Below are 25,390 nucleotides of genomic sequence, written 5' to 3' on the forward strand. Positions count from 1 at the left end.
ATGTCGTTGCCTGGTCCGGCCGTGCGCGCGTCCTAACCCTCCGTTGTCGGCATCGTGCTGCCGTGACGTCCGGGGCGTGCTGTTAGCGATCACATGGCCGGGCGTGGTCAGCTCGGTGCCCCGCCCGGTGCCGCGGACGCCGGCCCAGACCGCACGGTTCGCGTCAGCAGAGGAGGATCATGCTTTCCATCGGTCGGGTTCCCCGGGGTGCGCCACGCCGGCGCAACTGGCTGTCGAGATTGGCCGTCGCCGCGACGGCACTGGTGGTCGGTGGCGCGGCCGCGGCGGTTGCCGCGGCGCCCGCGTCGGCGGCCACGGTCGACACCAGCGCGTGGTACGTCCTGGTGAACCGCAACAGTGGCAAGGCGTTGGATGTCTACAACCTGGCCACGAACGACGGCGCGCGGATCACCCAGTGGACGCGTAACAACGGTAACCAGCAGCAGTGGCAGTTCGTGGACTCCGGCAGCGGCTACTACCGGCTCAAGTCGCGGTTGTCGGGCAAGGTGCTGGACGTGTACAACCGGTCGACCGCGAACGGTGCGGCGATCGTGCAGTGGTCGGACAACAACGGGACCAACCAGCAGTTCCGCCTGGCCGACTCGGACGGCGGTTACGTCCGGCTGATCAACCGCAACAGCAACAAGGTCATGGAGGTGCAGAGCGCCTCGACCGCCGACGGTGGCAACATCGTGCAGTACGACGACTGGAACGGCACCAACCAGCAGTGGCAGCTGGTCCGCGTCGACGGCGGGGGCAACCCCACCACGCCGCCGCCGACCACGCCGCCCCCCACCACGCCGCCACCGTCGAACGGAACGTTCTCGAACCCGGCCATCTGGCAGGACTTCGCCGACGTCGACATCATCCGGGTGGACAACGTCTACTACCTGACGTCGTCCACCATGCACTACTCGCCGGGAGCGCCGGTCCTGCGCTCGTACGACCTGGTGAACTGGGAGTTCGCCGGTCACGCCGTGCCCCGGCTCGACTTCGGCTCGAAGTACGACATGAGCGGTGGCAACGCGTACGTCGACGGGATCTGGGCGTCGACGCTCAACTACCGGCCGAGCAACCGGACGTACTACTGGGCCGGGTGCATCGACTTCGCGCAGACGCACATCTACACCGCGTCCGCCGTCGACGGCACCTGGAGCAAGCACACCACCATCCCCAACTGCTACTACGACGCCGGCCTGCTGTTCGACGACAACGACACCCCGTACATCGCGTACGGCAACGGCACCATCAGCGTCGCCCAGCTCTCCGCCGACGGGAAGTCCCAGGTCCGCGCCCAGCAGGTGTACCAGACGCCGTCGAGCATCGGGACGCTCGAAGGCGCGCGGTTCTACAAGCGCAACGGCGCCTACTACATCTGGCTCACCCGCCCGGCCAACGGCCAGTACGTGCTGAAGTCGACCAACGGCCCGTTCGGCCCGTACGAGCAGCGGCAGGTGCTGCTCGACCTGCCCGGTCCGATCTCCGGTGGCGGCGTGCCGCACCAGGGCGGCCTCGTGCAGACGCAGAACGGCGACTGGTACTACATGTCGTTCGTCGATGCGTACCCCGGTGGTCGGATGCCGGCCCTCGCGCCGATCACCTGGACCAGCGACGGTTGGCCGGTGCTGCAGACGGTCAACGGCAGGTGGGGCAGCACGTACCCGAAGCCGAACCTGCCCGCGCCGCCGCGGGCGGTCAAGCCGCTGACGGGCACCGACACGTTCGCCGGCACCACGCTCGGCCCGCAGTGGGAGTGGAACCACAACCCGGACACCAGCAGGTACTCGGTCAACAACGGGCTGAACCTGCAGACCGCCACCGTTACGAACGACCTGTACAAGGCGCGCAACACGTTGACACACCGGATCCAGGGCCCCACCTCCACCGCCACCATCGAGCTGGACTACTCCACGATGCGCGACGGTGACCGTGCCGGTCTGGCGGTGCTGCGCAACTCGTCCGCCTGGATCGGGCTCCGACGGGACAACGGATCCACCCGCCTGGTCATGCAGAACGGTCTGACGATGGACGGCAACTGGAACACCACCAGCACCGGCAGCGAGGTGGCGAGCACCGCCATCTCCGGCGGACGGATCTGGTTGCGCGCCAACGCCGACATCAGACCGGGCTCGGGCCGGCAGGCGCAGTTCTCGTACAGCACCGACGGCGTCAACTTCACGTCGTTCGGCAACGCGCTGACGTTGGCGAACAACTGGCAGTTCTTCATGGGCTACCGGTTCGCCATCTTCAACCACGCGACCCAGGCGCTCGGCGGCGCGGTCACCGTCCGCCGTTTCGACCTGACCACACCGTGACGCCGGTCACACAGCGAGTCATCTGAACACGTCGCGACCGCACCGACCGCACCAACGGATCGACCCCGCCGCCGCCCTGTTCCACGCTCTGTCCAGGAGCTTGGAGCGGGGCGGCGGCCCGTTGTGGGCCGCCTCCGGCGCGGGGTCGCGGGCGGGCGGCGAGACGGGCTGCCGGTACGACCAGGCGCGTGCCGTGTCGTTCGTGCTCAGCGGTGCCGTGTTCGGTGGGATCGCTGGCGTAGACTGTCGGCGATCCAGCGCTGGTCACCTGCGATTCAGCACCGGCGTGGTGGCTGAGCGAGGGGGATCGGGCCGGGCCGCTCCAGTCAACGTCGACGGGCCGCGGGTCGGGTTGAAGGCGGGGGGAGTGAAATGGCCGTCCACGGTCCCGCGATGACAGATGTCGCTCGTCTGGCCGGTGTCTCCCACCAGACGGTGTCGCGAGTGCTCAACGGGCACCCCAACGTGCGCGAGCAGACCCGGTTGCGGGTACGGGCGGCGATCGCCGAACTCGGCTACCGCCCGAACGGCGCCGCGCGCGCCCTGGTGACCGGCCGGTCCCAGGTCATCGGCGTGGTGGCCCAGAACACGACCCTCTACGGTCCCGCGTCGCTGCTGGCCGCCCTGGAGCAGACCGCCGCGGCGGAGGGCTTCGCCGTCAGCGTCGGCAGCGTGCGCGACCTGGACCACCGATCCATCTCGGCCGCGGTCGAGCGGCACCTGGCGCACCGGGTCGCCGGCATCGTGGTCATCGCGCCGGTCGAGTCGGCCGGTGAGGCGTTGGAGCGGCTCCCCAAGGACGTTCCACTGGTGACAGTCGACGGTGACCCGCACCGTCCGGTGCCGTTGGTGACGGTCGACCAGGTGGCGGGCGCCCGAGCGGTGACACAGCATCTCCTCGACGCGGGGCACCGCACGGTGTGGCACGTGTCCGGGCCGTCCGACTGGTTTGACAGCGCCGGTCGGATCGAGGGCTGGCGGGAGGCGTTGCTGGCCGCGGGCATCGAGCCGCCGCCCCTGATGCACGGGGACTGGTCGGCGGCGTCGGGCTACCGGTGCGGGCAGATGCTCGCCCGGATGCCCGAGGTGACCGCGATCTTCACGGCGAACGACCACCTCGCCCTGGGCGTGCTGCGGGCGCTGCACGAGTTCGGGCGCAAGGTGCCGGCCGAGATCAGCGTCGTGGGTTTCGACGACGTGCCGGAGGCGGCGTACTTCATCCCGCCGCTGACCACCGTACGACCGGACTTCGACGCGGTGGCGCGGGCGAGCCTGCAGATGTTGCTGACCCAGATCGAGTCGGGCAACGGCAACGGCGGCGGCGCCCTGCGCCAGACCATCGCGCCGAGGCTGGTCGCCCGCGACAGCGTCGCCCCGCCGCGGCGTTGAGCGCGTCGATGCGTCGCGACCTGCGCCAGCCGATCAACTGTCGGGAGGGGTTGCGCGAGGTGGTGCGGGTGGGGAAGTCTCCGTTACGAGACCGTGACACCGGTATTTCGGATCAAGTGTTGACGTGCCCTATGTGAGCGCTAACACTACCCGAAAGATGACAGGTGGCCCCGGCGGTCGGCGGGGGGAATCGGGAGAGGAGACGGCCCGTGAGCAGGAAATTCCTGGTTGCTCTCGGTAGCGCGGCGTTGGCGTTGAGCCTGGCGGCGTGCAGTGGTGGAGGCGCCGGCAGCGGCGACAACACCAGCGACAAGAAGCCGGGGGACCTGACGATCGGCGTCGCGATGCCGACGCAGACCTCGGAGCGGTGGATCGCCGACGGCAACGCGGTGAAGTCGAAGCTGGAGTCCAAGGGTTACAAGGTCGACCTGCAGTACGCGGGCGACGACATCCCGACCCAGTCGCAGCAGGTCGACCAGATGATCACCCAGGGCGCGGACGTCCTGATCATCGCGGCCATCGACGGTACGGCGCTCAGCGGTCAGCTGCAGGCCGCCGCCGACGCGAAGATCCCGGTCATCTCGTACGACCGGCTCATCCGCGGCAGCAAGAACGTCGACTTCTACGTCAGCTTCGACAACTACAAGGTCGGCGTGGCGCAGGCCACCGCGCTCCTGGTCGGGCTCGGCCTGCAGAACAAGGACGGCTCGAAGGGCACGGCCAAGGGTCCGTTCAACATCGAGCTGTTCGCCGGCTCGCTGGACGACAACAACACGCAGTACTTCTTCGGCGGCGCGATGGACACCCTGAAGCCGTTCATCGACGCCGGCACGCTGAAGGTGAAGTCGAAGCAGACCACCAAGGAGCAGGTGGCCACCCTGCGTTGGCAGCAGGAGACCGCGCAGAAGCGCATGGAGGACCTGCTCACCTCCAGCTACAACGACGGCTCGGTCGTCGACGGGGTTCTCTCGCCGTACGACGGCATCTCCCGGGGCATCATCACCGCCCTGCAGAACGCGGGCTACAGCGCGACCGGCAAGAAGAAGCTGCCCGTCGTGACCGGCCAGGACGCCGAGATCGCCTCGATCAAGCTGATCAACGATGGCGTGCAGAACTCGACCGTCTTCAAGGACACCCGCCTGCTGGCCGACCAGGCCGCCAACGCCGCCGAGGCGTTCCTGCAGGACAAGACGCCGCAGGCCAACGACACCGAGACGTACAACAACGGCGTCAAGGTCGTGCCGTCGTACCTGCTGCCGATCGCGACCGTCTACAAGGACGACATCAAGGCGACGCTGATCGACTCCGGCTACTGGACGGCGGAAGAGGTCGCCGCCGGTCAGGCCAAGAAGTAGGTCACCTCGTCGGGCTCGGCGGGTGACCGCCGAGCCCGACGCCGTGATCGGGCAACGTCCAGACTGACAGAGGACAGTGACCATGGACGACACCATCCTCGAGATGCGTCGTATCACGAAGACCTTCCCCGGAGTGACCGCGCTGGAGGACGTGAACCTCGCCGTACGCCGGGGAGAGATCCACGCCATCTGCGGCGAGAACGGCGCCGGCAAGTCCACCCTCATGAAGGTGCTCTCCGGTGTCCACCCATCCGGCTCGTACGACGGCGAGATCCTCTTCGACGGCAAGCCGATGCAGTTCCGGGGCATCCGGGACAGCGAGGCCAATGGCATCGTCATCATCCACCAGGAACTCGCCCTGGTGCCCTACCTGTCGATCGCCGAGAACCTGTTCCTGGGCAACGAGCGGCGGGGTCGTACCGGCCTGATCGACTGGAACCGGGCCAACGCCGAGGCGGCGGAGCTGCTGGCGTCCGTCGGGCTGCACGAGAACCCCGTGACCCCGGTCATCCAGCTCGGCGTCGGCAAGCAGCAACTCGTGGAGATCGCCAAGGCGCTGTCGAAGAAGGTGCGCCTGCTCATCCTGGACGAGCCGACGGCCGCTCTCAACGACGTCGACTCGGCGCACCTGCTCGGCCTGCTCCGACAGCTCAAGGAGCGGGGCATCACCTGCATCATGATCTCGCACAAGCTCAACGAGATCACCGCGATCGCCGACTCCACCACCGTCATCCGCGACGGTCGTACGGTGGAGACCCTGGACATGCGCGCCGACGACGTCAACCAGCAGCGCATCATCCGGGGCATGGTCGGCCGCGACATCGAGAGCTTCTACCCCGACCGCGAGTCGTCGCCCGGCGAGGAGGTGCTGCGGATCGAGGACTGGTCGGTGCGGCACCCGACCCAGGAGCGGATGGTCGTCGAGGACGTCAACCTGTCGGTGCGCGCCGGTGAGGTGGTCGGCATCGCGGGGCTGATGGGCGCCGGCCGGACGGAGTTGGCGATGAGCGTCTTCGGTCGCTCGTACGGCCGCGACATCAAGGGCAAGCTCTTCATGCACGGTCGGGAGGTCAACGCCCGCAACGTCGCGGAGGCCATCGACAACGGCATCGCGTACGTCACCGAGGACCGCAAGCGGTACGGCCTCAACCTCATCGACGACGTCCGGCGCAACGTCTCCGCCGCCGCCCTGGACCGGCTGGCCCGGTACGGCTGGGTGAACGGCAACGAGGAGATCAAGGTCGCCGAGTCGAGCCGGCGGGACATGAACATCAAGACGACGAGCGTGATGGCCGTCGTCGGCAAGCTCTCCGGCGGCAACCAGCAGAAGGTCGTGCTGTCGAAGTGGCTCTTCACCGACCCGGACGTGCTGATCCTGGACGAGCCGACGCGCGGGATCGACGTCGGTGCGAAGTTCGAGATCTACACGATCATCAACCGGCTGGTGGCCGCCGGCAAGGCGGTGATCGTCATCTCCAGCGAGCTGCCGGAGCTGCTCGGAATGTGTGACCGCATCTACACCCTCGCCGCGGGCCGGATCACCGGTGAGAAGCCGGTGAGCGAGGCGACCCAGGAGAGCCTCATGGAGCTGATGACAAAGGACAAGGAGCTCGTCGGATGACCAGCATCAAAACCCCTTCGACGGAGCGCCCGACACCGTCGGACACCGCGCCGGCCGCCGCTCTGCACACGGGGACGAGCGACCTGCGGGCCCTGGTGCTGAACAACCTCCGGCAGAGCGGGATCTACGTCGCCCTGGTCGTCATCGTGGCGCTCTTCGCGGTCCTGACCGACGGGGTGTCGCTGAGCCCCGGCAACATCACCAACATCGTCCTGCAGTACTCGTACATCCTGGTCCTCGCGATCGGCATGGTCATCCTGATCATCGGCGGGCACATCGACCTGTCGGTGGGGTCGGTGGTCGCGCTGACCGGCGCGGTGTCCGCCGTCCTCGTGATCCAGCAGGGCCACCCGTGGTGGCTGGGTGTTCTCGCGGCGCTGGCCGTCGGCATCGCGGTCGGCGCGTGGCACGGCTTCTGGGTGGCGTACGCCGGCATCCCGGCGTTCATCGTGACCCTCGCCGGCATGCTGCTGTTCCGGGGTCTCACCCTGCGGGTGCTCGACAACATCTCGTTGTCGCCGTTCCCGGCCGAGTACCAGAAGGTCGCGGCGGGCTTCCTCAACGGCCTGCTCGGCGGTAACGGGTTCGACGCCTTCACGCTGCTGATCGGCGCGATCGCCGTGGCCGGGTACGCGGTGAGCGGCTTCCGCACCCGCCTCGCGCGCATCCGCTACCAGCAGCCGGTCGAGTCGTTCCCGCTGTTCGTGGCGCGGGTCGTCGTGGTGGGCGCGGTCATCATGTACTTCGCCTGGCAGTTGGCGCACGCCCGGGGCCTGCCGATCGTACTGATCATCCTGGCGGTGCTGGTGCTGGTCTACGGCCTGCTCACCCGGCGGACGGTCTTCGGTCGCCAGGTCTACGCGATCGGCGGCAACCTCTCGGCGGCGGCGCTGTCGGGCGTGAAGGTCCGTACCGTCAACTTCTGGATGTTCGTCAACATGGGCTTCCTCGCGGCCGTGGCGGGCGTCATCTACTCGTCGCGCTCGAACGGCGCGCAGCCCGCGGCCGGCAACATGTTCGAGCTGGACGCGATCGCGGCGGCCTTCATCGGCGGCGCGGCGGTCACCGGCGGCGTGGGCACCGTGGTCGGCGCGATGGTCGGTGGTCTGATCATGGCGGTGATGAGCAACGGCATGCAGCTCATGGGCGTCGACCAGTCGACGCAGTCGGTGGTGAAGGGGCTCGTCCTGCTCGTCGCCGTCGCGTTCGACGTCTACAACAAGCGCCGGGCGGCCGGCACCCGCTGACGCCCTGACCGCACGTACGTGTGCCCCTGCCCGATCAACGGGCAGGGGCACACGTCGTCAGCGGGTCAGTGGCAGTTGCCGGTGCCGCTGTCGGAGTAGGTCTGGCCGGCGACCGGCACGAACTGCCAGTCGTAGCTGCCGGAGTGCAGCGTGAACTTCAGAACCCCCCACGCGGAGCTGTTGCGCGCCTCGCTGTTGGGCTGGATGGTGCCGAAGCCGTAGTGGTCCGCGCCGCCCATGCCGGCGACGAAGCTGCGCATGCCCCGACTGGCGTCGTAGCTCCCGGACGGGTTCATCGGGCCGAACCGCTCGTACACGTGGTTGTGACCCCACACCACGACGTCGGCGTTGTAGTCGTAGAGCGCCTGGTACAGCGGGCGCGTCGACGTGGACGGCGAGTGGTCGGAGCTTGACGTGAAGAGCGGGTGGTGCCAGTACGCGATCGTGCACGGCTTGGTGCTGGCCGCCAGGTCGGCGCGCAGCCACTGCTCCTGGGTGGAGCCGGCCGACATGCTGATGTTCGAGTTCAGCGACACGACGTGCCAGTTGCCGAGGTCGTACGAGTAGTAGCCTCGGCCGCTCGGGCCGGCGGTCGTACCGAAGTAGTTGTAGTAGCCGGTGGCGCCCGACGTGTTGTAGTCGTGGTTGCCCGGCGACGGGCGGGTGCGGCTCTTGTGCCGGCCCCAGGTGGGCTCGTAATAGCTGGCGAACTGCGACGCGGTGCCGCTGTCGTACACGTTGTCGCCGGTCGTGAAGACGGTGCCGGAGATGTTGTCGAGCAGGGCCGCGGTGGCCGTGTCGCCGGAGCCGGAGGTGGCGATGTCGCCGGCCCCGACGAGGACCGGGTCACCGGACGGTGGCGTCGTGGTTCCGGTGGTGACGACCAGTTGCGGGGCGTCGCCTCCGCTCTCGCGGGTGTCGTAGTACGCGCCGTCGCCGCTGGTCGAGGTGGCGCCGAAGCTGTACGTGCCGTTGCCGGTTACCGCGGAGGTGACGTCGACCTCGTACCAGGTGTTGCCGGAGACCGCGCCGAGCGATCCGAGGGTGGCCCCGTCGATGGCCGGCTGGTTGTTCCAGGTGGTGCCGGTCTCCGACCAGGTGGTGCTGGACATCCTCCGGAACGTGCCACCGGCGTCGCTGCCGTTGTTGCCGCTGATCGTGCGCAGCCGCAGCTTGGCACTCGTGACCGTGCCGCTGACCCCGCTCACCGTGAAGCGCAGGAACATGCGCCGGGTGGGCGAGTTGTCGACCACGACCTGCGTGGACGTGCCGTAGTTGGTGGATGCCGTGTCGTTCTGGACGTAGGTGTCGGCGACCGGCGTGAACGTCACGCTCGCCGCAGAGGCCGTGCCCGAGCCGGTCAGGACGACGGCGGCGGTGGCGGCGACGAGTACCGCCACCGTCCCGACCGTCATCGGCGGGCGGGCGATTCGAATGTCCATCCAGGACCCCTTCGTTGCGGGTGGAGAGCGCAAGGAACGTAGGAAGGCCGATGAACCGGCGCGCTGCCGTCAGATGAACAGTACGCTCAGACAGCGAAACATCTCGATGTTTGCGCGATGTTCACCCACCGCACGCCTGCCCGCAGCCCGTGCTCTCTTGTGGCCCTTCGCACCGGATCGTCACGATGGCTGACCGTCGCCCACCGATGTCCAGGAGATGCGCGTGTACCTGTCGACCGTCTCCCACCCGGTCACCGACCCACCCGGGCCGCGCCGCCGCCGGCTCGCCCTGGTCAGCGGCAACGTGGTCGCGCTCGGCACGGTCAGCCTGATCACCGACGTCTCGGCCGAGATGGTGGCCGCCGTCCTGCCGCTCTACCTGGTGCTGGGTCTGCAACTCAGCCCGGTGGCCTTCGGTGTGCTCGACGGCGTCCACACCGGCGCGACCGCGCTGCTGCGGGTCGTCGGCGGCTTCGTCGCCGACCGGTTCCGGCGGCGCAAACTCGTCGCCGGCGTCGGCTACGCGCTGTCGGCGGTCGCCAAGCTCGGCCTGTTGCTCGCCGGCCGGTCGGTCCCCGCCATCGGTGCGGTCATCGCCGTCGACCGGCTCGGCAAGGGCGTCCGCAGCGCGCCCCGGGACGCGCTGATCACGCTCTCCACCCCGCCCGAGGCGCTGGGCCGGGCGTTTGGGGTGCACCGGGCCATGGACAGCGTCGGCGCGTTCCTCGGGCCGCTCGCCGCGTTCGCCGTCCTGCTGGCCGTCGGGCAGTCGTACGACGCGGTCTTCGTCACCAGCTTCTGCGTGGCCGCCCTGGCGGTCGTCGTGCTCGTGCTGTTCGTCCGGGAGCGCCCGAGCGGCGAACCGGCCGACGCGCCGGACGAGCCCCGGGTCACCGTCGGCGAGGCGTGGGGCCTGCTGCGCAGCCGGCCGGCCCGTCGGCTGCTGCTGGCCGCGACGATGCTCGGCCTGGCCACCATCGGGGACGGCTTCGTCTACCTGGTGCTGCAACGCCGCGAGGACCTGGGTCTGCGCTGGTTCCCCCTGCTGGCGGTGGGCACCAGCCTCGCGTACCTGCTGCTCGCCGCCCCGCTCGGTGTCCTCGCCGACCGGATCGGCAGGCTGCCGGTGGTGATGGGCGGGTACGTCGCCCTCGGCGCGACCTACCTGCTGCTGTCCGGACCGTTGCACGGCTGGCCGGCGCTCGTGCTCACGCTGGCGCTCTACGGCGCGTTCTACGCGGCCACCGACGGCGTGCTCATCGCGCTCGCCGGACCGGTGCTGCCACCGCGGCTGCGGACCACCGGGATCGCGTTGGTCCAGACCGGGCAGGCGCTCGCGTACCTCGTCTCCTCGATCCTGTTCGGTCTCGCCTGGCAGGCGTGGGGGCCGCAGACGGCGGTCCGGGCGGCGGCCGTGGCCGTCGCCGGTGTCCTGGTGGTCACCGTGCTCCTGCTGGCTTCCCCGTCCCGTCTGATTCCTCGGAAGGTGTCCTCGTGACCGCGATGTCGACCCGGGCCAAGCTCGGTGTGGTGGCTGCCTCGGCGGTGCTGCTGGCCAGCGGAGCCGTGGGCTACGCGGCCATCGCCGCCGAGCCGCCCCGGACCCCGCCGCCGGCCGCCGCCGGGGACCAGGCGGTCACGCTGACGCCGGGCCCGCGCCTGCTGGCCGTCACCGACCGGTACGTCTCCAGCGTCGCCACCGCCGACCCCGCCGGGCCGCGTACCGTCTCGGGTCTGGAATGCCTGCGGGTGTACGCGGCGGCCGGCACGGGTGTCTGCCTGCGGCCTGCGACCGCGTGGTCGTACCAGGTGGTGGTGCTCGACGCGGCGCTGCGCCAGAAGCGGACGCTGAACGTGCCGGGCCTACCCAACCGGGCCCGGGTCTCGGCGTCGGGCCGGATGGTCTCCTGGACGACGTTCGTCGGGGGCGACTCCTACACGGCGAGTGGGTTCTCCACCCGCACCGGCATCCTCGACACGGTCACCGGGGCGACCGTCACGTCGCTGGAGGGGTTCGCCGTCACGCGGGACGGCCGCGCCTACCGCAGTCCGGACGTCAACTACTGGGGTGTCACCTTCACCGCCGATGACAACCGGTTCTACGCGACCATGTCGACAGGCGGCAAGCGCTACCTGGTACGCGGCGACGTGGCCGCCCGGAGCGTGGAGACGCTGCGGGAGAACGTCGAGTGCCCGTCGCTGTCGCCCGACGGCACCCGGATCGCCTTCAAACAGGCCATCGACGCCGACCCCACGAAGGGCTGGCGGCTGTCCGTTCTCGACCTGGGCTCGGGGCGGATCACCGCGACGGCGGAGACCGCCAGCGTGGACGACCAGGCGGCCTGGCTCGACGGCGCGACGCTGGCCTACACGCTGCGCCAGAGCGACGGCCGCCCGGACGTCTTCGGCGTCCCCGCCGACGGCTCCGGTACGCCGAAACTGCTGATCCCCGGCGCCGAGTCGCCGTCGCCGCTGACCTGACGGCCCGGCCGTGGGGCGCGACACCTGACGGCCTTGACGCGGTCAACGTCCCGTCATGTCGGCTTCCGCGCCGCAGCCTTCGCCGTTCATCGACGGCCTCGAAGGTATGGACCATGAAAAGCCTGAGTCGTCGCATATTCGTCCTCGGTGGACTTGCCGCCGCCGGCGCCGCGGTAACCCCCTGGCAGAGTGCCCGCGCCGCGACGCCGTACCCCTTCAAACTCGGTGTGGCGTCGGGTGATCCGGCCGCCGACAGCGTGGTCCTGTGGACCCGGCTGGCACCGTCACCGCTCAACGCCGACGGGCAGGGTGGCATGGCCGACGCCGACGTGACCGTCGAGTGGCAGGTGTCCACCACGGACCGCTTCTCCTCGCTGGTCGCGTCCGGCTCGGTGGTCGCCCGGTACGCCGACGCCCACTCGGTGCACGTCGTCGCGGGTGGCCTGGCGGCGGACTCCGACTACTACTACCGCTTCCGGGCGCAGGGGCAGATCTCCCCGGTCGGGCGTACGCGGACCGCACCGGCCGCGGGCACGTTCGGCCGTGACCTGGTCATGGCGTTCGCCTCCTGCGCCCACTACGAAGCCGGTTACTACACGGCGTACCGGCGGATGGCGGAGGAGAACCCGGGGCTGATCCTGCACCTCGGCGACTACATCTACGAGGGTGGCGTCAATACCTCGGCGGTACGTCAGCACGTGGGCGCGGAGATCGTGTCGCTGGCGGACTACCGCCGCCGGTACGCCCTCTACAAGTCCGATCCGGACCTCCAGGCGGCGCACGCGGCGGCGCCCTGGCTGGTGGTCCCGGACGACCACGAGGTGGAGAACAACTACGCCAACATGGTCCGGGCCGACAGCAGCCCCACGCTGACCGCCGCCCAGTGGACGGCACGGCGTACCGCCGCGTACCGCGCCTACTACGAGAACATGCCACTGCGGCCGGCCTCCGCGCCGAGCGGCAACAGCATCCCGCTCTACCGCCGCGTACGGTGGGGCCAGCTCGCCACCTTCCACATGCTCGACACCCGGCAGTTCCGTGACGACCAGGCGTGCGGTGACGGCTGGAAGGTCTGCGCGGACGCCGACCTGGCCTCCCGGTCGTTGACCGGGGCGACCCAGGAGGCGTGGCTGCTCGACGGGCTGGCCCAGCACTACGGCACCTGGGACATCCTCGGCCAGCAGGTGTTCTTCGCCCGCCAGCTCGACGAGACCGGTGCGGCGAACATGGACGCCTGGGACGGCTACCGGGCGTCGCGCAGCCGCATCCAGACCGGCTGGCAGCAGCGCGGCGTGCGCAACCCGCTCGTCCTCACCGGCGACGTGCACAAGTCGTGGGCCAACGAGCTGAAGGCCGACTACGCCAACCCGTCGTCGGCGACGATCGGCACCGAACTGGTCTGCACCTCGATCACCTCGACCGGCAACGGGACCGGCAGCACCACCGTCCCGAACGCGGCGGCCAACCCGCACCTGAAGTTCTACTCCGACCGGCGCGGCTACGTCCGTACGACGATCAGCCGCAGCCAGGTCCGCGCGGACTTCCGCGCGGTGAACACGGTGACCGAGCACGGCGCGGCGGCGTCGACGGTGCGCTCGTTCGTCATCCTCGACGGCCAGCCCGGCCTGCAGGCCGGGTAGAAGGAGCAGACCGATGACCGCACTCACGACACTGCTCGCCGCGTCCCTGTTGGTGCCGACCGCGCTGACGCCCGCTCCGACCGCCATGACCGCCGACGCGATCACCTGGACCACCGCCAACAGCGTGGCCACCGGCGACCAGGACCTGCCCGCCATCGCCATGAACCGCAACGGCCAGGTCGCGGTGGCCTGGGAGGACGACCGGGACAGCACCGCTCCCGAGGACGACACCCACAGCGAGATCTACGTACGCCTGTTCCGGGACGGCACGCCCGGCTACGAGCTGAAGCTCTCGACCGGTGGCACCAGCGGCGCCGCCTGGCGGCACATCAGCCCCGACGTGGGGCTCGACGACCGGGGCAACGCCGTGGTCGTCTGGGCCGCCGACGGTGACGGCAACGGCGTCTACAACATCCAGTACCGGGTGGTGTCCCCGTCCGGCGCGATCCTCGGCTCTGGGCAGGCCAACGCCAGCGACGCCGGCCAGCAGATCTGGCCGAAGGTGGCCGTCGACCCGGACGGCGCGCCCACCAGCGCGGCCGTCGGCTTCACGGTCGTCTGGGAGGACGTGCAGGGGACCGCGCCGGCCACCGTCAAGGCCGCCGGCTTCACCGGCCCCACCACCAAGGGGTACGAGGTGACGGCCTCGCAGACGACCGGCAGCCACCACCGCCCCGACGTGGCGGTGTCCGCCAGCGGCGAGGCGCTGGTGGTCTGGGATGAGGACGCCGACGCGAACGGGTCGTACAACATCGGTCTGACCCGGCTGGCCCGGTCGAACGGCGCGGTGGTGCTGTCCCGGCGTACGGCCAACGCGCAGAGCGGCGGACAGCAGCGGCGGGCGTCGGTCGCGGCGACCTACTCCGGTGACTTCGCCGTGGGCTGGGAGTCGGACCACACCGGCACGACGGGCGTCTGGGTGCGCTCGTTCACCGCGGCCGGTGCCGCCCGCCACCAGGAGGTCCAGGTGTCCACCGGGACCGGGGCCGTCGCCCCGGGCGTCGGCATCGACGACGAGGACAACGTCGTGGTGGGCTGGACGGTGTCCGGCGCGAACCCGGACGTCTGGGCGCGCGGCCTCAACCCGGACGGCAGCACCGCCGGCCGGCTGGCGGCGCAGGCGTTGAGCCAGACCACGACGGGTCGTCAGGAGCACCTGGCCGTCGCCGCGTCCCCGTGGGGCGAGGTGAGCCTCTGCTACACCGACGACAACGACGGCAACGGCTTCGACCAGGTGCTCCTCGGTCTCGGGGCGACGAACTCCACCTGGCTGATGACCGCCGAGGACCTGCGGCAACGCAAGGCGCGCGCCGCCGCCCGGATGGGCTGAGCGGATCGGCGACCACGGGCCGTGACTCGACGTCGGAGTCGCGGCCCGTCGGTCGTGCCGGTCAGCCGAAGAGCAGGTCGAGGTGGGCGTCCAGGGCGGCGAGGGCCTGCTCGGGGGTGTACTGCCCACCGAGCAGGTGGACGCCCAACCCCTCCATGAGCGCCAGCAGGCCCCGCGCGGCGGTGTCGCCACGGCCGGCCGGCAGAATGCTGGCGATGAAGGCGGTGAGCTGCGCGGTGCCCTCGCGCAGGCCGGTCGCGGCCGTCGGGCGCACCGCCGTGTAGGCGAGGAACGCGAGCGCCACCCGACCGTCGTCCCGGGTGTGCGCGTCGAGCGGCAGGAGCGCGGCGATGATCGTACGCAGCAGCAGCCGGGGGGCCGGGGCCTCGCCGAGTCGCGCCACCGCCTCGGTGACCCGGATCTGGCTGCGTTCGCGGACCACGCTCAACGCGAACGCCATCATCTCGTCCTTGGTGCGGAAGTAGTGCTGGACCATCCCGGCGGACACGCCCGCCTCGGTGGCGACGTGACGGAGGCTGACGGCTTCCAGGCCCTGATCCGCGGCGACCCGCATCAACGCGTCCGCGATGAGGGTGCGTCGCTGCTGGTGATCGACCTTCTTGGGCATGGTCTCGATCGTTTCACAGGGGGTGGCCGGGAGCCGCCGTCGCGTGACGGTCAGCCTCCGGCGCGGGTGTGCCCCGGGCGCTGCGCAGCAGGCCGTCGGGGTCGTCGGCGTACAGTCGCAGCTCGTCCATCGGCGCGGACCGGCCCTTGGGCAGGTCGAACGTGATCGGTCGACGGAGCACGACGTCGATGCTCGTCTGGCTGCCGACCGAGATGTGCAGGATCTGGCGGGCGCCCTCCTGCTCGACCTGGACGGTCCTGCTCGACGGCAGGGAACGGTACCGCTTGCGCAGCGCGGTGACGTCGGCCCACGGGATCCAGATGTCGATGCCGGAGCTGTTGCGTACCCGCAGCCCGGTGTCGGTGACGACGTGTGGGTGGATGGTCATGCTCGCCCAGAGGCCGACCATCCAGAGCAGACCCCAGATGCCGAGGCCGAGCACGATCCAGCGGGCCGGCCGCCAGGGGACCACGTGGGTGACGATCAGGTCGAAGATCGGGATCTCGACGGCCGACAGGGCGATGAAGATCCCGAGGATCGGCTTGACCACGCCGAGGTAGCCGAACGGGTCGTCACCCGGCACGAGCGGCAGGGGGCGGCGACGCGCCCACCGGTAGAGGCTGCGCCACATCGCGGCCTCGGTCACGACCGCCCGGCGCAGCAGCGGCCCCACGGCCGCCCTGGTCGGCATCCTTGTCTCGGTCATCGTCGTCCTCGGGTCTCAGGTGGTAATCAGTGGACGGTCACGACGCCCGCGCCACCGTCGACGGTGACGAGCTGACCTGTGGTGATCGTCCGGGTGGCGTCCGGCACGCAGATGACGGCAGGTATGCCGTACTCCCGGGCCACCGTGGGGCCGTGCGCCATGATCGCGCCCGTCTCGGTGACCAGGGCGGCGGCGGTGAGGAACAGCGGGGTCCAACCGGGGTCCGTGGTCGCGGTGACCAGGACGTCGCCCGGTTCGACGTGGGCGGTGGCCGGGTCGTGCACGACCCGGGCCGGGCCGGTGACGCGACCCGCGGACGCCCCCACGCCGACGAGCGTCCCGTCACCGTCGTGAACCCGGGGCAGGACGGTCTCGACGTCGGTGCCGTCGGACAGCAGCGCCACCGGTACCGACCGGCGCCGCAGCTCGCGGCGGTGCACGGCCCGCCGGGACGCGACGACGTCGCGCTGGTCGACACCCTGGTGTACGGCGACACGCACCTCGTCGAGGGTCAGGAACATGATGTCGTCGCGCTGGTCCAGCAGTCCGGCGTCGGTCAGGTCGGCGCCGATCAGGAGCAACTGTCGGCGGGTCTCCCGCAGCGGGTACAGCCCGGCGAACTTGCCGGCCTCGCGCAGGCCCGCCAACGAGCGGGCGCGGCCGAGCAGGAACCCGGCGATCCGGCCGCGCACCGGCCGCCGTCGCCGGGCCCGCGCGACGAGGTCCCTCAACGCCGTCTCCGCCGCTGCGGCGGCACGGTGGAAGCGCTGGTCGGGGCCCTGCTCCGGGTCGGTGACCCGGACGTAGTTGGCGAGCGCGGCGAAGACCGGTGTGGGGTCCTCGGCCCAGCGCGGCACCCCGAGGTCGACCTCGGCCACACCCCGGTGCCCGTACGCGTCGAGGAAGCCGGCCAGGCCGATGTCGGGCAGCGCGCCGCGCAGGTGACGGGCGGCCAGCTCGTCCGGTGACGTGTCGAGAAGCAGCCGTCGGTGCTCACCCACGCCCTGGGCGAGCCGCCACAGCGCCAGGTCCATCTCGATGGTGACGTTGTGCGGCATCCCGCCGAGCACGGCGTGGATCTCGTCGGGACCGGCGATGCCCTTGAGCAGCGCGGCCGGCAGTGCCGCGGCGAGCATGCCGGCGACGATCGGCCACATGATGGCGTCGCTGTGGTCCGTGTCGTCGCGCGTCTCGACGTAGCGCAGCCGCTCGGCCGTGGTCCGCAGGTCGTCGGGGGCCACCGAGCGGGCTCGGAGCTGTTCGATCGCCGCGAACATCCGGATGCGTGCGGCCTCCGGACGGGCCAGGGCGCGCACGATCCCCACCACCGCCCGGCCGGCGGTCCGCAGGGACGCCGCCTGCTGCGCCGCGCCGCGCCCGCCGCTGGTCGGGGCGAACCGCGGATCGGCCAGGACGTGCTGCATCACCGCCTGCGCGCGGGGGCCGAAGTCGACGGCCATGAGCTTGACCAGCCGTCTCCGGGACGACCTGCTCCGGGCCAGGTCGGTCAGGTCACCGTAGAGGCGTCCGCCGATGTCGACGATCTCCACCCGGACGCCGAGCGCCGCGAGCATCGCGGTGATCTGCGCCCGCAGGGTCGCCATGCCCATCGGGGTGACCGGTCGCAGCATGCCCTGGACGTGCCCGAACTCCAGAAAGACGCGGGGGAGGGGTTCGCCGGTGGCCGGTGGCAGGGGGAACAGGCTGGTGATCGGGCGCGACTGCAGCAACCACAGCACGTCGTCCGCGTCGATCGCCCACTCGACGTCCTGGGGGCAGCCGAAGTGCCCGGCCAGCCGCTCGCCGGCGGCCCGCAGCCGCTCCCGTTGCGCGAAGGTCAGGCATCCGGTGTCGTCCCGAGCGATGTCGTCGAGGACGTAGTGGTCGACGACGGTCGCGCCGTCCACGACGGCGGTGCCGAGTCCGGGCGCGGCGTCGACCACCATCTCGTCCCGCCGACCGGTCAACGGGTTGGCGGTGTAGAGCACCCCCGCCACCACGGGCGTGACCATGCGTTGCACGACGACGGCCATCGCCACCTCGTGCTGGTCGATCCCGTGCGCGTCGCGGTAGACGGTCGCGCGGTCACTGTGCAGGGAGTTCCAGCACTTCTCGACGGCGGCGATCAGTTCGGCGCTGCCGGAGACGCCGAGGACGGTGTCCTGCTGCCCGGCGAAGCTGGCGTCCGGCAGATCCTCGGCGGTGGCGCTGGAGCGTACGGCCACCGGTCCGGCCCCGAGCCGCTCGTACGCCGCGATGATCTCCAGCTCCGGCACGACGCCGCGTCGGTGGGCCTCCGTGGTGACGCAGAAGCCCTCCGGTACGCGTTCGCCGTGCCGGATCAGCGCGCCCAACCCGGCTGCCTTCCCGCCGACCAGGTCATTCATCTCGGCGGTCACCTCGGACAACGCGAGCACGTACACGCCGACCCCCAGTTGCAATACGACTGCATTGCGTCCACCGTAACCCCTTCACGATGCACCTGCAACGTAAAAGTGGTGGGGATTGCCGGCGTCTGCCATGCTCGGACCGGTGACGACCGGCCGCCCCACCAGAGTCCGCACCCATCGCCGGCCCCGCCGGCGAACCCTCGTCATCCTGCTCGCGCTCGTCGCGGCGGCGGCCGTCGTCGGCGTCGCCGTGGTGGTGGTGCCGATGCTGCGACCGGCCGGTCCGCGCCCGCTCTTCCAGATGCCCGTCGCCTGCGGGGAGACCTGGCAGCTCAGCACCTACCCCGGCCATGACGACTACGACGTCGACTTCTTCCCCATCGAGGGCGAGGCGTGGGGGCGTCCCGTCCTCGCCTCCTACGGCGGCACGGTCACGGTGGCCGGCATCAACGGCTCGCTGGGTGGGCGTACCCCGGAGAACCCGGAAGGTCCGCGCGGGCGCGGCGGTGGCTACTGGGTCAAGATCGACCACGGCGGCAAGTGGGAGACGCAGTACCTGCACCTGCTCGAACCGCCGCTGGTCACGGTCGGCCAGGAGGTCGCCCAGGGTGAGCAGATCGGTCGACTCGGCAGCACCGGCAACTCGGGCGCCCCGCACCTGCACTACGAGCAGCGCCGGGGATGGGACAAGGTGGAGACCCACTTCGACGGCACGCCGTCGGGCATCACGACCGACGAGCGCGAACAGATCCTCCGCCGGGTGAGCAACAACTGCCCGGCCGTCTCCTGAGGACGGCGGTTTGCCCGCCCCGGCTCGGGGCACTGAAGAGGACGACCGCGCAGACGCAGGGGAGGAGCTGGCGATGACCAAGGGCGATGTCGACACCTACCAGGAGAACGGGCAGTGGAAGAACCGTCCGGAGGGCAACGACCGGGCCAGCAGCACGCATGACACCAAGGCCGACGCGCAGGCGCAGGGCCGCGAGATGGCGGCCGACCGGGGCGTCGAGCACGTGATCAAGAAGCAGGACGGCACGATCGGCGAGAAGAACACCTACCCGCGCAGTCGCGACCCTCGCGACATCGCGGGCTGACCGCGCCTTACCTGCGGACCGACCCCTCGGCGTGGCCGAGGGGTCGGTCCGCTTTCGGGTGGACGTCGTCGGCTTTCGCGGACCCGGCTGTCGAGGAACTTTGGGGGGATATAGTCCGTTTCGGGACTGTAGTGACAGCTGGGAGTGGGCATGGCGTTTGGGGCGCGGCGTCGACCGACGAGCAGCGTGGCTCTCGTGGCCGCCGTCATCGCGGGAGCCCTGACGCTCACGGCGCTACCGGCGTTCGCGGCCGGAACCGTCCTGTTCGACCAGCCGTTCCACAACAACACCGCGAACGGCATCGGCGCGGTGGCCGTGCCCGCCGTGCCCGGCGTCCTCGCCACCAACGCCGCGTGCCTGAGCGCGGCCGGCAACTCCACCACCGGCCCACTGCTGAGCTGCACCACCTCCACCGACCCGCAGGGCGCCGGCAAGCTGCGCCTCACCCCCGCCACCATCAACCGGCAGGGCGGGGTGTTCGGCGCGGTCAGCGTCCCCACCTCGCAGGGCCTGCACCTCATGTTCAACACCTACCAGTACGGTGGCTCCACCCCGGGCGCGGACGGCCTCGCCTTCGCGCTGGCCGCCGTCGACCCCGCCAACCCGCGATCCCCGGCGACACTCGGCCAGTCCGGCGGCTCGCTTGGCTACTCCGCGGCGTTCAACGGCGTGTCGGCCGGTCTGTCCAACGGCTACCTGGGCATCGGGCTGGACGTCTTCGGCAACTTCAGCAGCAGCACCTACCAGGGCACCGGCTGTACCAATCCGCCGTACATCTCCACCACCGGAGGGCGGGTGCCGGGCCAGGTCGTGATCCGTGGGCCCGGCCGCAACAGCGTCGGCTACTGCGCGATCAACAGCACCGCCGGCAGCACCTCGGCGCCTGCAGTGGCGTTACGGGCCAGCACCCGCGCCGCGTCCGTGGTGCCGGTCGAGGTCGTCATCAACACCACCGGCTCGCCGTACACCACCGACACCGGGATCACCGTGCCGGCCGGCCAGTACCGGGTCCGGTTCACCCCGGTCGGCGGATCCGCGCGGACCCTGGAGGGCACGCTCCCGGTCGTGTCGCCGAGCCTGTACCCGTCGCCGACCTGGCTGAACGCCAACGGCTACCCCCGGCAACTCGCCTTCGGCTGGGTCGGCTCGACCGGTTCGGTCACCGACTTCCACGAGGTCGACGAGGCCCGGGCGGTGACCTTCAACCAGGTGCCGGACCTGAACGTGTCGCAGACCAGCTCGGTCGGCGCCTCCCCGCAGCCCGGCGACCCGGTCACCTACTCGGTCATCGCGGGGGTCGATGCCGGGACCGCGGAGACAGCTCCGATCTCGGTCACCCAGACCGTCCCCGCCGGTGTCACGCCACGCGGCGCGTTCGGCACCGGTTGGGTCTGCGGCGCTCCATCGGGCCAGACCATCACCTGTACCAACAGCAACGGCCCGTTCGCCGGGGGCACCTCGCTGCCACCGATCACGGTCGTCGCGACCGTCACCGGCACCGGCGTGACACCCGCGCTGATCCAGACCGCGACGGTGGCGACCTCGTCGTCGATCGACGCGAACCCGGGCCTGTCCACCTCCACCACACCGGTGGCACCGGCGAGCGCACCCAGCGGGATCACGGCCACTCCCGCGTCCGGCTCGATCTCCGGGGGCGGCGCGGTCACCGTCGGCGGCAGCAACCTCACCGGCGCCACCGCCATCACCATCGGTACGGCCGCCGAACAGCAGGCCGGCACGTCGGTGGTACTGCTGCCCTGCGCCTCTGGCCCGGCGGCCGGCTGCTTCACCGTTAACCCCAACGGCACCCTCGCCATCTCCTCGATGCCCGCCCGGTCCAGCTCGGCGGCGGTCACGGTCACCGTGGTCACCCGAGGATCGGCGGGCTCGGCGAGCTACACCTACGCGTCCACCCCGGGTACGCCGGCCGCGCCCACCGCCGTCGCCGGCGTCACCAGCGCCACCGTGAGCTGGACCGCGCCGGCGAGCAACGGCAGCCCCATCACCAGCTACCTCGTCACGCCGATCCGGGACGGCGTCACCCAACCGACGCTCACGTTCGACGCCTCCACCACCACCCGTACCCTCACCGGACTCACCGCCGGATCGTCGTACGCCTTCCGGGTGGCGGCGGTGAACGCGTTCGGCACCGGCGCGGCCAGCCCCGCCTCGGCGACGGTGGTCCCGTACACCCTGCCGGGCGCTCCGACGATCACCTCGGTCACTCCAGGGACGACCGCCGCCAGGCTGAGCTGGACGACCCCGGCCAACGGGAGTTCGCCGATCACCGGCTACACGGTGACGCCCTACCTGAACGGGGTGGCGCAGACCCCGCAGACCTTCAGCGGGACCGCCACGACCCAGGTCGTCACCGGGCTGACCGGCGGCGCCACCTACACCTTCCGGGTGGCCGCGATCAACGCGGCCGGTACCGGCCCCCAGTCGGCCCCCTCCGCGCCGGTGACGGTCAACCCGCCGCCGACCCTGACCTTCGCGCCTCCGCCGCCGGGCAAGGCGTACGTCGAGTACCAGTACCAGCTCACGGTGGCCGGCGGCACCAGCCCCTTCGTCTGGTCGGTCAGCTCGGGATCCCTGCCCCCCGGCCTGAGCCTCGACCCCGTCACCGGCCTGCTCGCCGGCACACCGACGGCGTCCGGGACGTTCCCGTTCACCGTCCGGGTCACCGACTCGTTCGACCAGTCCGACACCCGGGGCGTCCAACTGGTCATCAGCCCGCTCGGTGGTCTCTCCATCAGTGTCCCGACGATCTCCTCACTCGGCACCGTCACCTCGGCCGCTACCGGCGTGTCCGGCCAACTCGGCCCGGTGACCGTGACCGACGATCGCGGTCCCTTCTCCGGACGGTGGGTCAGCGTCGTCTCGACGACGAACTTCACCACCGGTTCCGGCACGTCGGGCGAGACCATTCCGAACAGCAACATCACGTACGCCTCGGGGGCTGCTCTCGCCACCACCGGTGACGGCACGTTCCTCCCGCAGCCCGGCGCCGTGCTGGACACGCCACGTACGGCCGCCGGCTGGTCCGGCCAGACCGGCGGCGCGAACTCCGCCACCTGGAACCCGACGCTCGTGGTGCGGCTTCCGAACGGGCTGGTGGTCGGCGACTACCAGGCGGTCGTGACGCACTCCGTCATCTAGCGCGGCGGGGATCACGGCGCCTCGTCTGATCGGCGGGTCCCCGCCGCCGGATTGCCGGTGCTTGCTGAGCCGGCCTCTGTCATTCCTGGTGCTGCTGCCGGCGGCGGCGTCCCGGGTCCTGGTGTGGCGAGCGTGATGCCGGTGAGTCATCTTGATGACTCACCGGCATCACGCTCAGGTGAGTCCTCGCCCCTACCGGAGGCGGCGGGATGCGGCGCTGCCGCCGGGCATTCGCCCTACCGACGGGCAGCCGGGACGCGGGTCCTGGGCCGCCGTCGCGGCGGGAGGTCGACTGCGGATCGGGGATCTGGCGGTGTCCGCAGGCGGCGACGCCGCGACACCGGCGATCTGGCGGGCTCTTGCGGTGAAGCGGGCTTCAACAGCGAGACTGCCCGGGGCGCGATGGTCGCGCCCTCACGGCCGCAGGAAGGGTGATGCAGACGTGCAGCCCGAACCACCGCGCAGTCTGACGCAACGCAAGCAGGACACGTTGACCCGGCTCGACCACGACCTGGATGCCTGGGTCGCGTCGGCGGACCGGGAGGGCAACGTCCACCTGGTACCCCTGTCGTTTCTCTGGGACGGCGCGGCGCTCACCCTGGCCACCGCCGAGTCCAGCCCGACCGCGCGCAATCTGCGTCTCTCCGGACGCGTGCGCATGTCGCTCGGCACGACCCGTGACGTGGTCATCGTCGAGGGCACCGTCGAGACCTTCGCGCGCGAGACCGTGCCGGACGACCTCGCCGACGCGTTCGCCGCGAAGCTCTGGGACGCGCGGGTCGGCGCGACCCGCTACGCGTACCTGCGGGTGACGCCTCGCCGGATACAGGCGTGGCGGGAGGAGAACGAGATCGCCGACCGTGACCTGATGCGGGCCGGCCGGTGGCTGGGTTGAAGGCCGAGAGGGGCGTCGCCCGGCCGTTCCCGCGAGGGAACGACCGGGCGGTCTCGACCGTCGGCGGTCAGGCCAGTCGGGTCCGTTGCCGGCGGACGAGGTACCAGCCGCCCAGGATCACCAGAACCAGCACGGCGAGCCCGCCGACCGCGTAGACCAGCCAACTCGGCCCGGCGGTCGTCGTGACCGCCATCGGCGCGGCGACGGGCAGGACGATCGTGCCGGTCGCGGTGCGCTCGACGGTGCCGCTGGCGAGCTTCGCGTGCACCTCCCAGGTGCCGGCGGGCAGGGACTGGTTGACCTCGACGCGGACCTGGCCGCTCTGGCCGGGCAGGATCGTCACGCCGTTCGTCACCTTGAACGGGCCGGCCTGCACCGCCGCCTTGCGCAGCGACAGGGTGCCGGTCATGTCGAGGGCGCGCTGGCCGGTGTTCGTGATCCTGGCGGTCACCACGGGAAACTCGCCGGTTCCGGGCTCGGCGGCCAGCCCGTCGATGCGGAAGTCCGTCGGTGGCTCACCGCCCGGGCCGACGTCGAGGTAGACCCGGATGCCCACCCGGTGGATCTGGGTGACGTTGCCGGTGCGCTCCTTCGAGCTGGTGACCTGTGCCCAGATCGCGGCGTACCGCTCGCCCTTGGACGCCTTCCTCGGGACGGCGATCTCGACCTCGACCGGCCGGCGCTCGCCCGGGTCCAGTTCCAGCGTGGCGGTCTTCAGCCGGATCCATCCGCTGAGTTCGTTGCCCGTACGCCCTTCGGGCACGGCGAAGGCGTTGTTCTCCACCGAGGCCGCCCCGGAGTAGAAGTCGATCTTCTGGGTCTCGTCCGAGGTGTTCTGCACCTCGACCCGGCGGTGGATCGTCGTGCCCGGATTCAGGTGGTCCACGATGTAGACCTGGGCACGCGGGTCCTGCACCCGGCTCGCCGGGATGTCCAGCATGCGGATGCTGATCGCGGCGTCGTCGGCGGGATCCTGTCGCTGCTCCCGCACGGCGACGGCTGGCGCCGCGGAGACCCCGAGCGCCACGAGGGCGACGGAGGCCAGCAGCGCCAGCCGGCCGAGCGGCTCAGAACACCGAATGTGTCACCGTCCCCGTGTAGACACCCTGGACGGTGCCGACCGGGATGTTCACCGACAGCGTGGGGTTCCAGGTGGCGAAGTTGTTGCCCGTTCCGCCGGTGTGGCTCATCGCCGTCCGCGGGACGTTGATGATCACCTGCTGGGCCGCGGTCAGCTGTCCGGGCGTGAAGGTGCCGCCACCGGCGGTCGCCGTGGCGGGACCGGACCAGTACAGGACGTTGATGTTGGGGATGGTCTCACCCGAGGTGCCGCCACCGGTGGTGAAGTCGGTGGAGATGACGGTGGCGTTCCAGTTGGGGGTGAGCGATCCGCGCTGGTCCAGCACGGTTACCGGGCCGAGTTGGCCGGTGACTGTCGAACCCTCCACGCCGTGTCCGATGTTCGCCGTCGCCGGCACCGTGATCGAGAGACCACCGGCGGCGTCGACGGTGAGGGTCACGATGGTGTCGCCGGTGGTGTCGGCGGCGGCCGGTCCCGCGAGAGCGAGGGTGGCGGCGATGCCGGCCACGCCCGCGAGAAGCTTCCTGCGCATCAAGTCTCCTATCTGAGTCGCCCAACGGATGCGAGTCAGAGGCTAACTGCGCAAAAACACATGAAACGGTCAAACGGTATGGTTG

At 70.7% G+C, this 25,390-nt stretch carries 19 protein-coding genes; 13 read left to right on the forward strand and 6 right to left on the reverse strand.

Annotated features, from left to right (window positions below; all coding sequences use genetic code 11):
* Positions 1-179: 179 nt before the first annotated feature.
* From ACQPZK_RS09610 to mmsB, 5 genes are all read left to right on the forward strand, one after another.
* Positions 180-2,315, forward strand: coding sequence for a family 43 glycosylhydrolase (locus tag ACQPZK_RS09610; protein ID WP_433537951.1), 2,136 nt, complete (start codon positions 180-182; stop codon positions 2,313-2,315).
* 393 nt (positions 2,316-2,708) lie between these two features.
* A complete protein-coding gene (locus tag ACQPZK_RS09615) occupies positions 2,709-3,704 on the forward strand; it encodes a LacI family DNA-binding transcriptional regulator (protein WP_433537952.1) in 996 nt (331 codons plus the stop codon).
* A 209-nt stretch (positions 3,705-3,913) separates the two neighbouring features.
* A complete protein-coding gene (gene chvE / locus ACQPZK_RS09620) occupies positions 3,914-5,059 on the forward strand; it encodes a multiple monosaccharide ABC transporter substrate-binding protein (protein WP_433537953.1) in 1,146 nt (381 codons plus the stop codon).
* A gap of 82 nt (positions 5,060-5,141) precedes the next feature.
* On the forward strand, positions 5,142-6,680 hold the full coding sequence (mmsA, locus tag ACQPZK_RS09625) for a multiple monosaccharide ABC transporter ATP-binding protein (RefSeq protein ID WP_433537954.1): 1,539 nt from the start codon (positions 5,142-5,144) through the stop codon (positions 6,678-6,680).
* Positions 6,677-7,927, forward strand: coding sequence for a multiple monosaccharide ABC transporter permease (gene mmsB, locus ACQPZK_RS09630; protein ID WP_433537955.1), 1,251 nt, complete (start codon positions 6,677-6,679; stop codon positions 7,925-7,927). Before mmsA ends, mmsB begins: the two co-directional genes overlap by 4 nt.
* Positions 7,928-7,992: 65 nt before the next feature.
* On the opposite strand, the gene ACQPZK_RS09635 is transcribed toward mmsB, so the two are convergent.
* Entirely contained in the window at positions 7,993-9,369 is a 1,377-nt protein-coding gene (locus tag ACQPZK_RS09635) for a CBM96 family carbohydrate-binding protein (protein ID WP_433537956.1), read from the reverse strand.
* 223 nt (positions 9,370-9,592) lie between these two features.
* Here ACQPZK_RS09635 and ACQPZK_RS09640 point away from each other — a divergent pair, with 223 nt between their 5' ends.
* The 4 genes from ACQPZK_RS09640 (at position 9,593) to ACQPZK_RS09655 (ending at position 14,820) form a co-directional block, all read left to right on the forward strand.
* A complete protein-coding gene (locus ACQPZK_RS09640; RefSeq protein ID WP_433537957.1) occupies positions 9,593-10,867 on the forward strand; it encodes an MFS transporter in 1,275 nt (424 codons plus the stop codon).
* Between the two features lie 5 nt (positions 10,868-10,872).
* Positions 10,873-11,850 (forward strand): hypothetical protein, encoded by a 978-nt coding sequence (locus ACQPZK_RS09645; protein WP_433539160.1) that lies wholly within the window; start codon positions 10,873-10,875, stop codon positions 11,848-11,850.
* Between the two features lie 113 nt (positions 11,851-11,963).
* Positions 11,964-13,490 carry an alkaline phosphatase D family protein gene (locus ACQPZK_RS09650; protein ID WP_433537958.1) on the forward strand — a complete coding sequence of 509 codons (1,527 nt, stop codon included), beginning with the start codon at positions 11,964-11,966 and terminating at the stop codon, positions 13,488-13,490.
* A gap of 13 nt (positions 13,491-13,503) precedes the next feature.
* The gene (locus tag ACQPZK_RS09655) at positions 13,504-14,820 is read left to right on the forward strand and encodes a hypothetical protein (RefSeq protein ID WP_433537959.1); all 1,317 of its coding nucleotides are present in this window, start codon (positions 13,504-13,506) and stop codon (positions 14,818-14,820) included.
* A gap of 61 nt (positions 14,821-14,881) precedes the next feature.
* Here the strand turns inward: ACQPZK_RS09655 and ACQPZK_RS09660 are convergent, their stop codons facing one another.
* The 3 genes from ACQPZK_RS09660 to ACQPZK_RS09670 are packed head-to-tail and all read right to left on the reverse strand — an operon-like array spanning position 14,882 to position 18,595.
* The gene (locus ACQPZK_RS09660) at positions 14,882-15,448 is read right to left on the reverse strand and encodes a TetR/AcrR family transcriptional regulator (RefSeq protein ID WP_433537960.1); all 567 of its coding nucleotides are present in this window, start codon (positions 15,446-15,448) and stop codon (positions 14,882-14,884) included.
* A gap of 13 nt (positions 15,449-15,461) precedes the next feature.
* A complete protein-coding gene (locus tag ACQPZK_RS09665; protein WP_433537961.1) occupies positions 15,462-16,154 on the reverse strand; it encodes a PH domain-containing protein in 693 nt (230 codons plus the stop codon).
* A gap of 26 nt (positions 16,155-16,180) precedes the next feature.
* A complete protein-coding gene (locus ACQPZK_RS09670) occupies positions 16,181-18,595 on the reverse strand; it encodes a PEP/pyruvate-binding domain-containing protein (protein ID WP_433537962.1) in 2,415 nt (804 codons plus the stop codon).
* Between the two features lie 79 nt (positions 18,596-18,674).
* Here ACQPZK_RS09670 and ACQPZK_RS09675 point away from each other — a divergent pair, with 79 nt between their 5' ends.
* From ACQPZK_RS09675 to ACQPZK_RS09690, 4 genes are all read left to right on the forward strand, one after another.
* Entirely contained in the window at positions 18,675-19,334 is a 660-nt protein-coding gene (locus ACQPZK_RS09675; protein WP_433537963.1) for a M23 family metallopeptidase, read from the forward strand.
* 73 nt (positions 19,335-19,407) lie between these two features.
* A complete protein-coding gene (locus ACQPZK_RS09680) occupies positions 19,408-19,638 on the forward strand; it encodes a DUF2188 domain-containing protein (RefSeq protein WP_421475515.1) in 231 nt (76 codons plus the stop codon).
* A 150-nt stretch (positions 19,639-19,788) separates the two neighbouring features.
* Positions 19,789-22,797 (forward strand): fibronectin type III domain-containing protein, encoded by a 3,009-nt coding sequence (locus tag ACQPZK_RS09685; RefSeq protein ID WP_433537964.1) that lies wholly within the window; start codon positions 19,789-19,791, stop codon positions 22,795-22,797.
* Between the two features lie 442 nt (positions 22,798-23,239).
* Positions 23,240-23,692 carry a pyridoxamine 5'-phosphate oxidase family protein gene (locus ACQPZK_RS09690; RefSeq protein ID WP_433537965.1) on the forward strand — a complete coding sequence of 151 codons (453 nt, stop codon included), beginning with the start codon at positions 23,240-23,242 and terminating at the stop codon, positions 23,690-23,692.
* Positions 23,693-23,759: 67 nt separating this feature from the next.
* On the opposite strand, the gene ACQPZK_RS09695 is transcribed toward ACQPZK_RS09690, so the two are convergent.
* Both ACQPZK_RS09695 and ACQPZK_RS09700 read right to left on the reverse strand, forming a co-directional pair.
* Entirely contained in the window at positions 23,760-24,719 is a 960-nt protein-coding gene (locus tag ACQPZK_RS09695; RefSeq protein ID WP_433537966.1) for a hypothetical protein, read from the reverse strand.
* A gap of 40 nt (positions 24,720-24,759) precedes the next feature.
* Positions 24,760-25,305 carry a hypothetical protein gene (locus ACQPZK_RS09700; protein ID WP_433537967.1) on the reverse strand — a complete coding sequence of 182 codons (546 nt, stop codon included), beginning with the start codon at positions 25,303-25,305 and terminating at the stop codon, positions 24,760-24,762.
* Positions 25,306-25,390 lie beyond the last annotated feature (85 nt).

The organism is Micromonospora sp. CA-249363 (genome assembly GCF_050950185.1).
In the GTDB taxonomy this organism is placed as follows: Bacteria; Actinomycetota; Actinomycetes; order Mycobacteriales; family Micromonosporaceae; genus Micromonospora.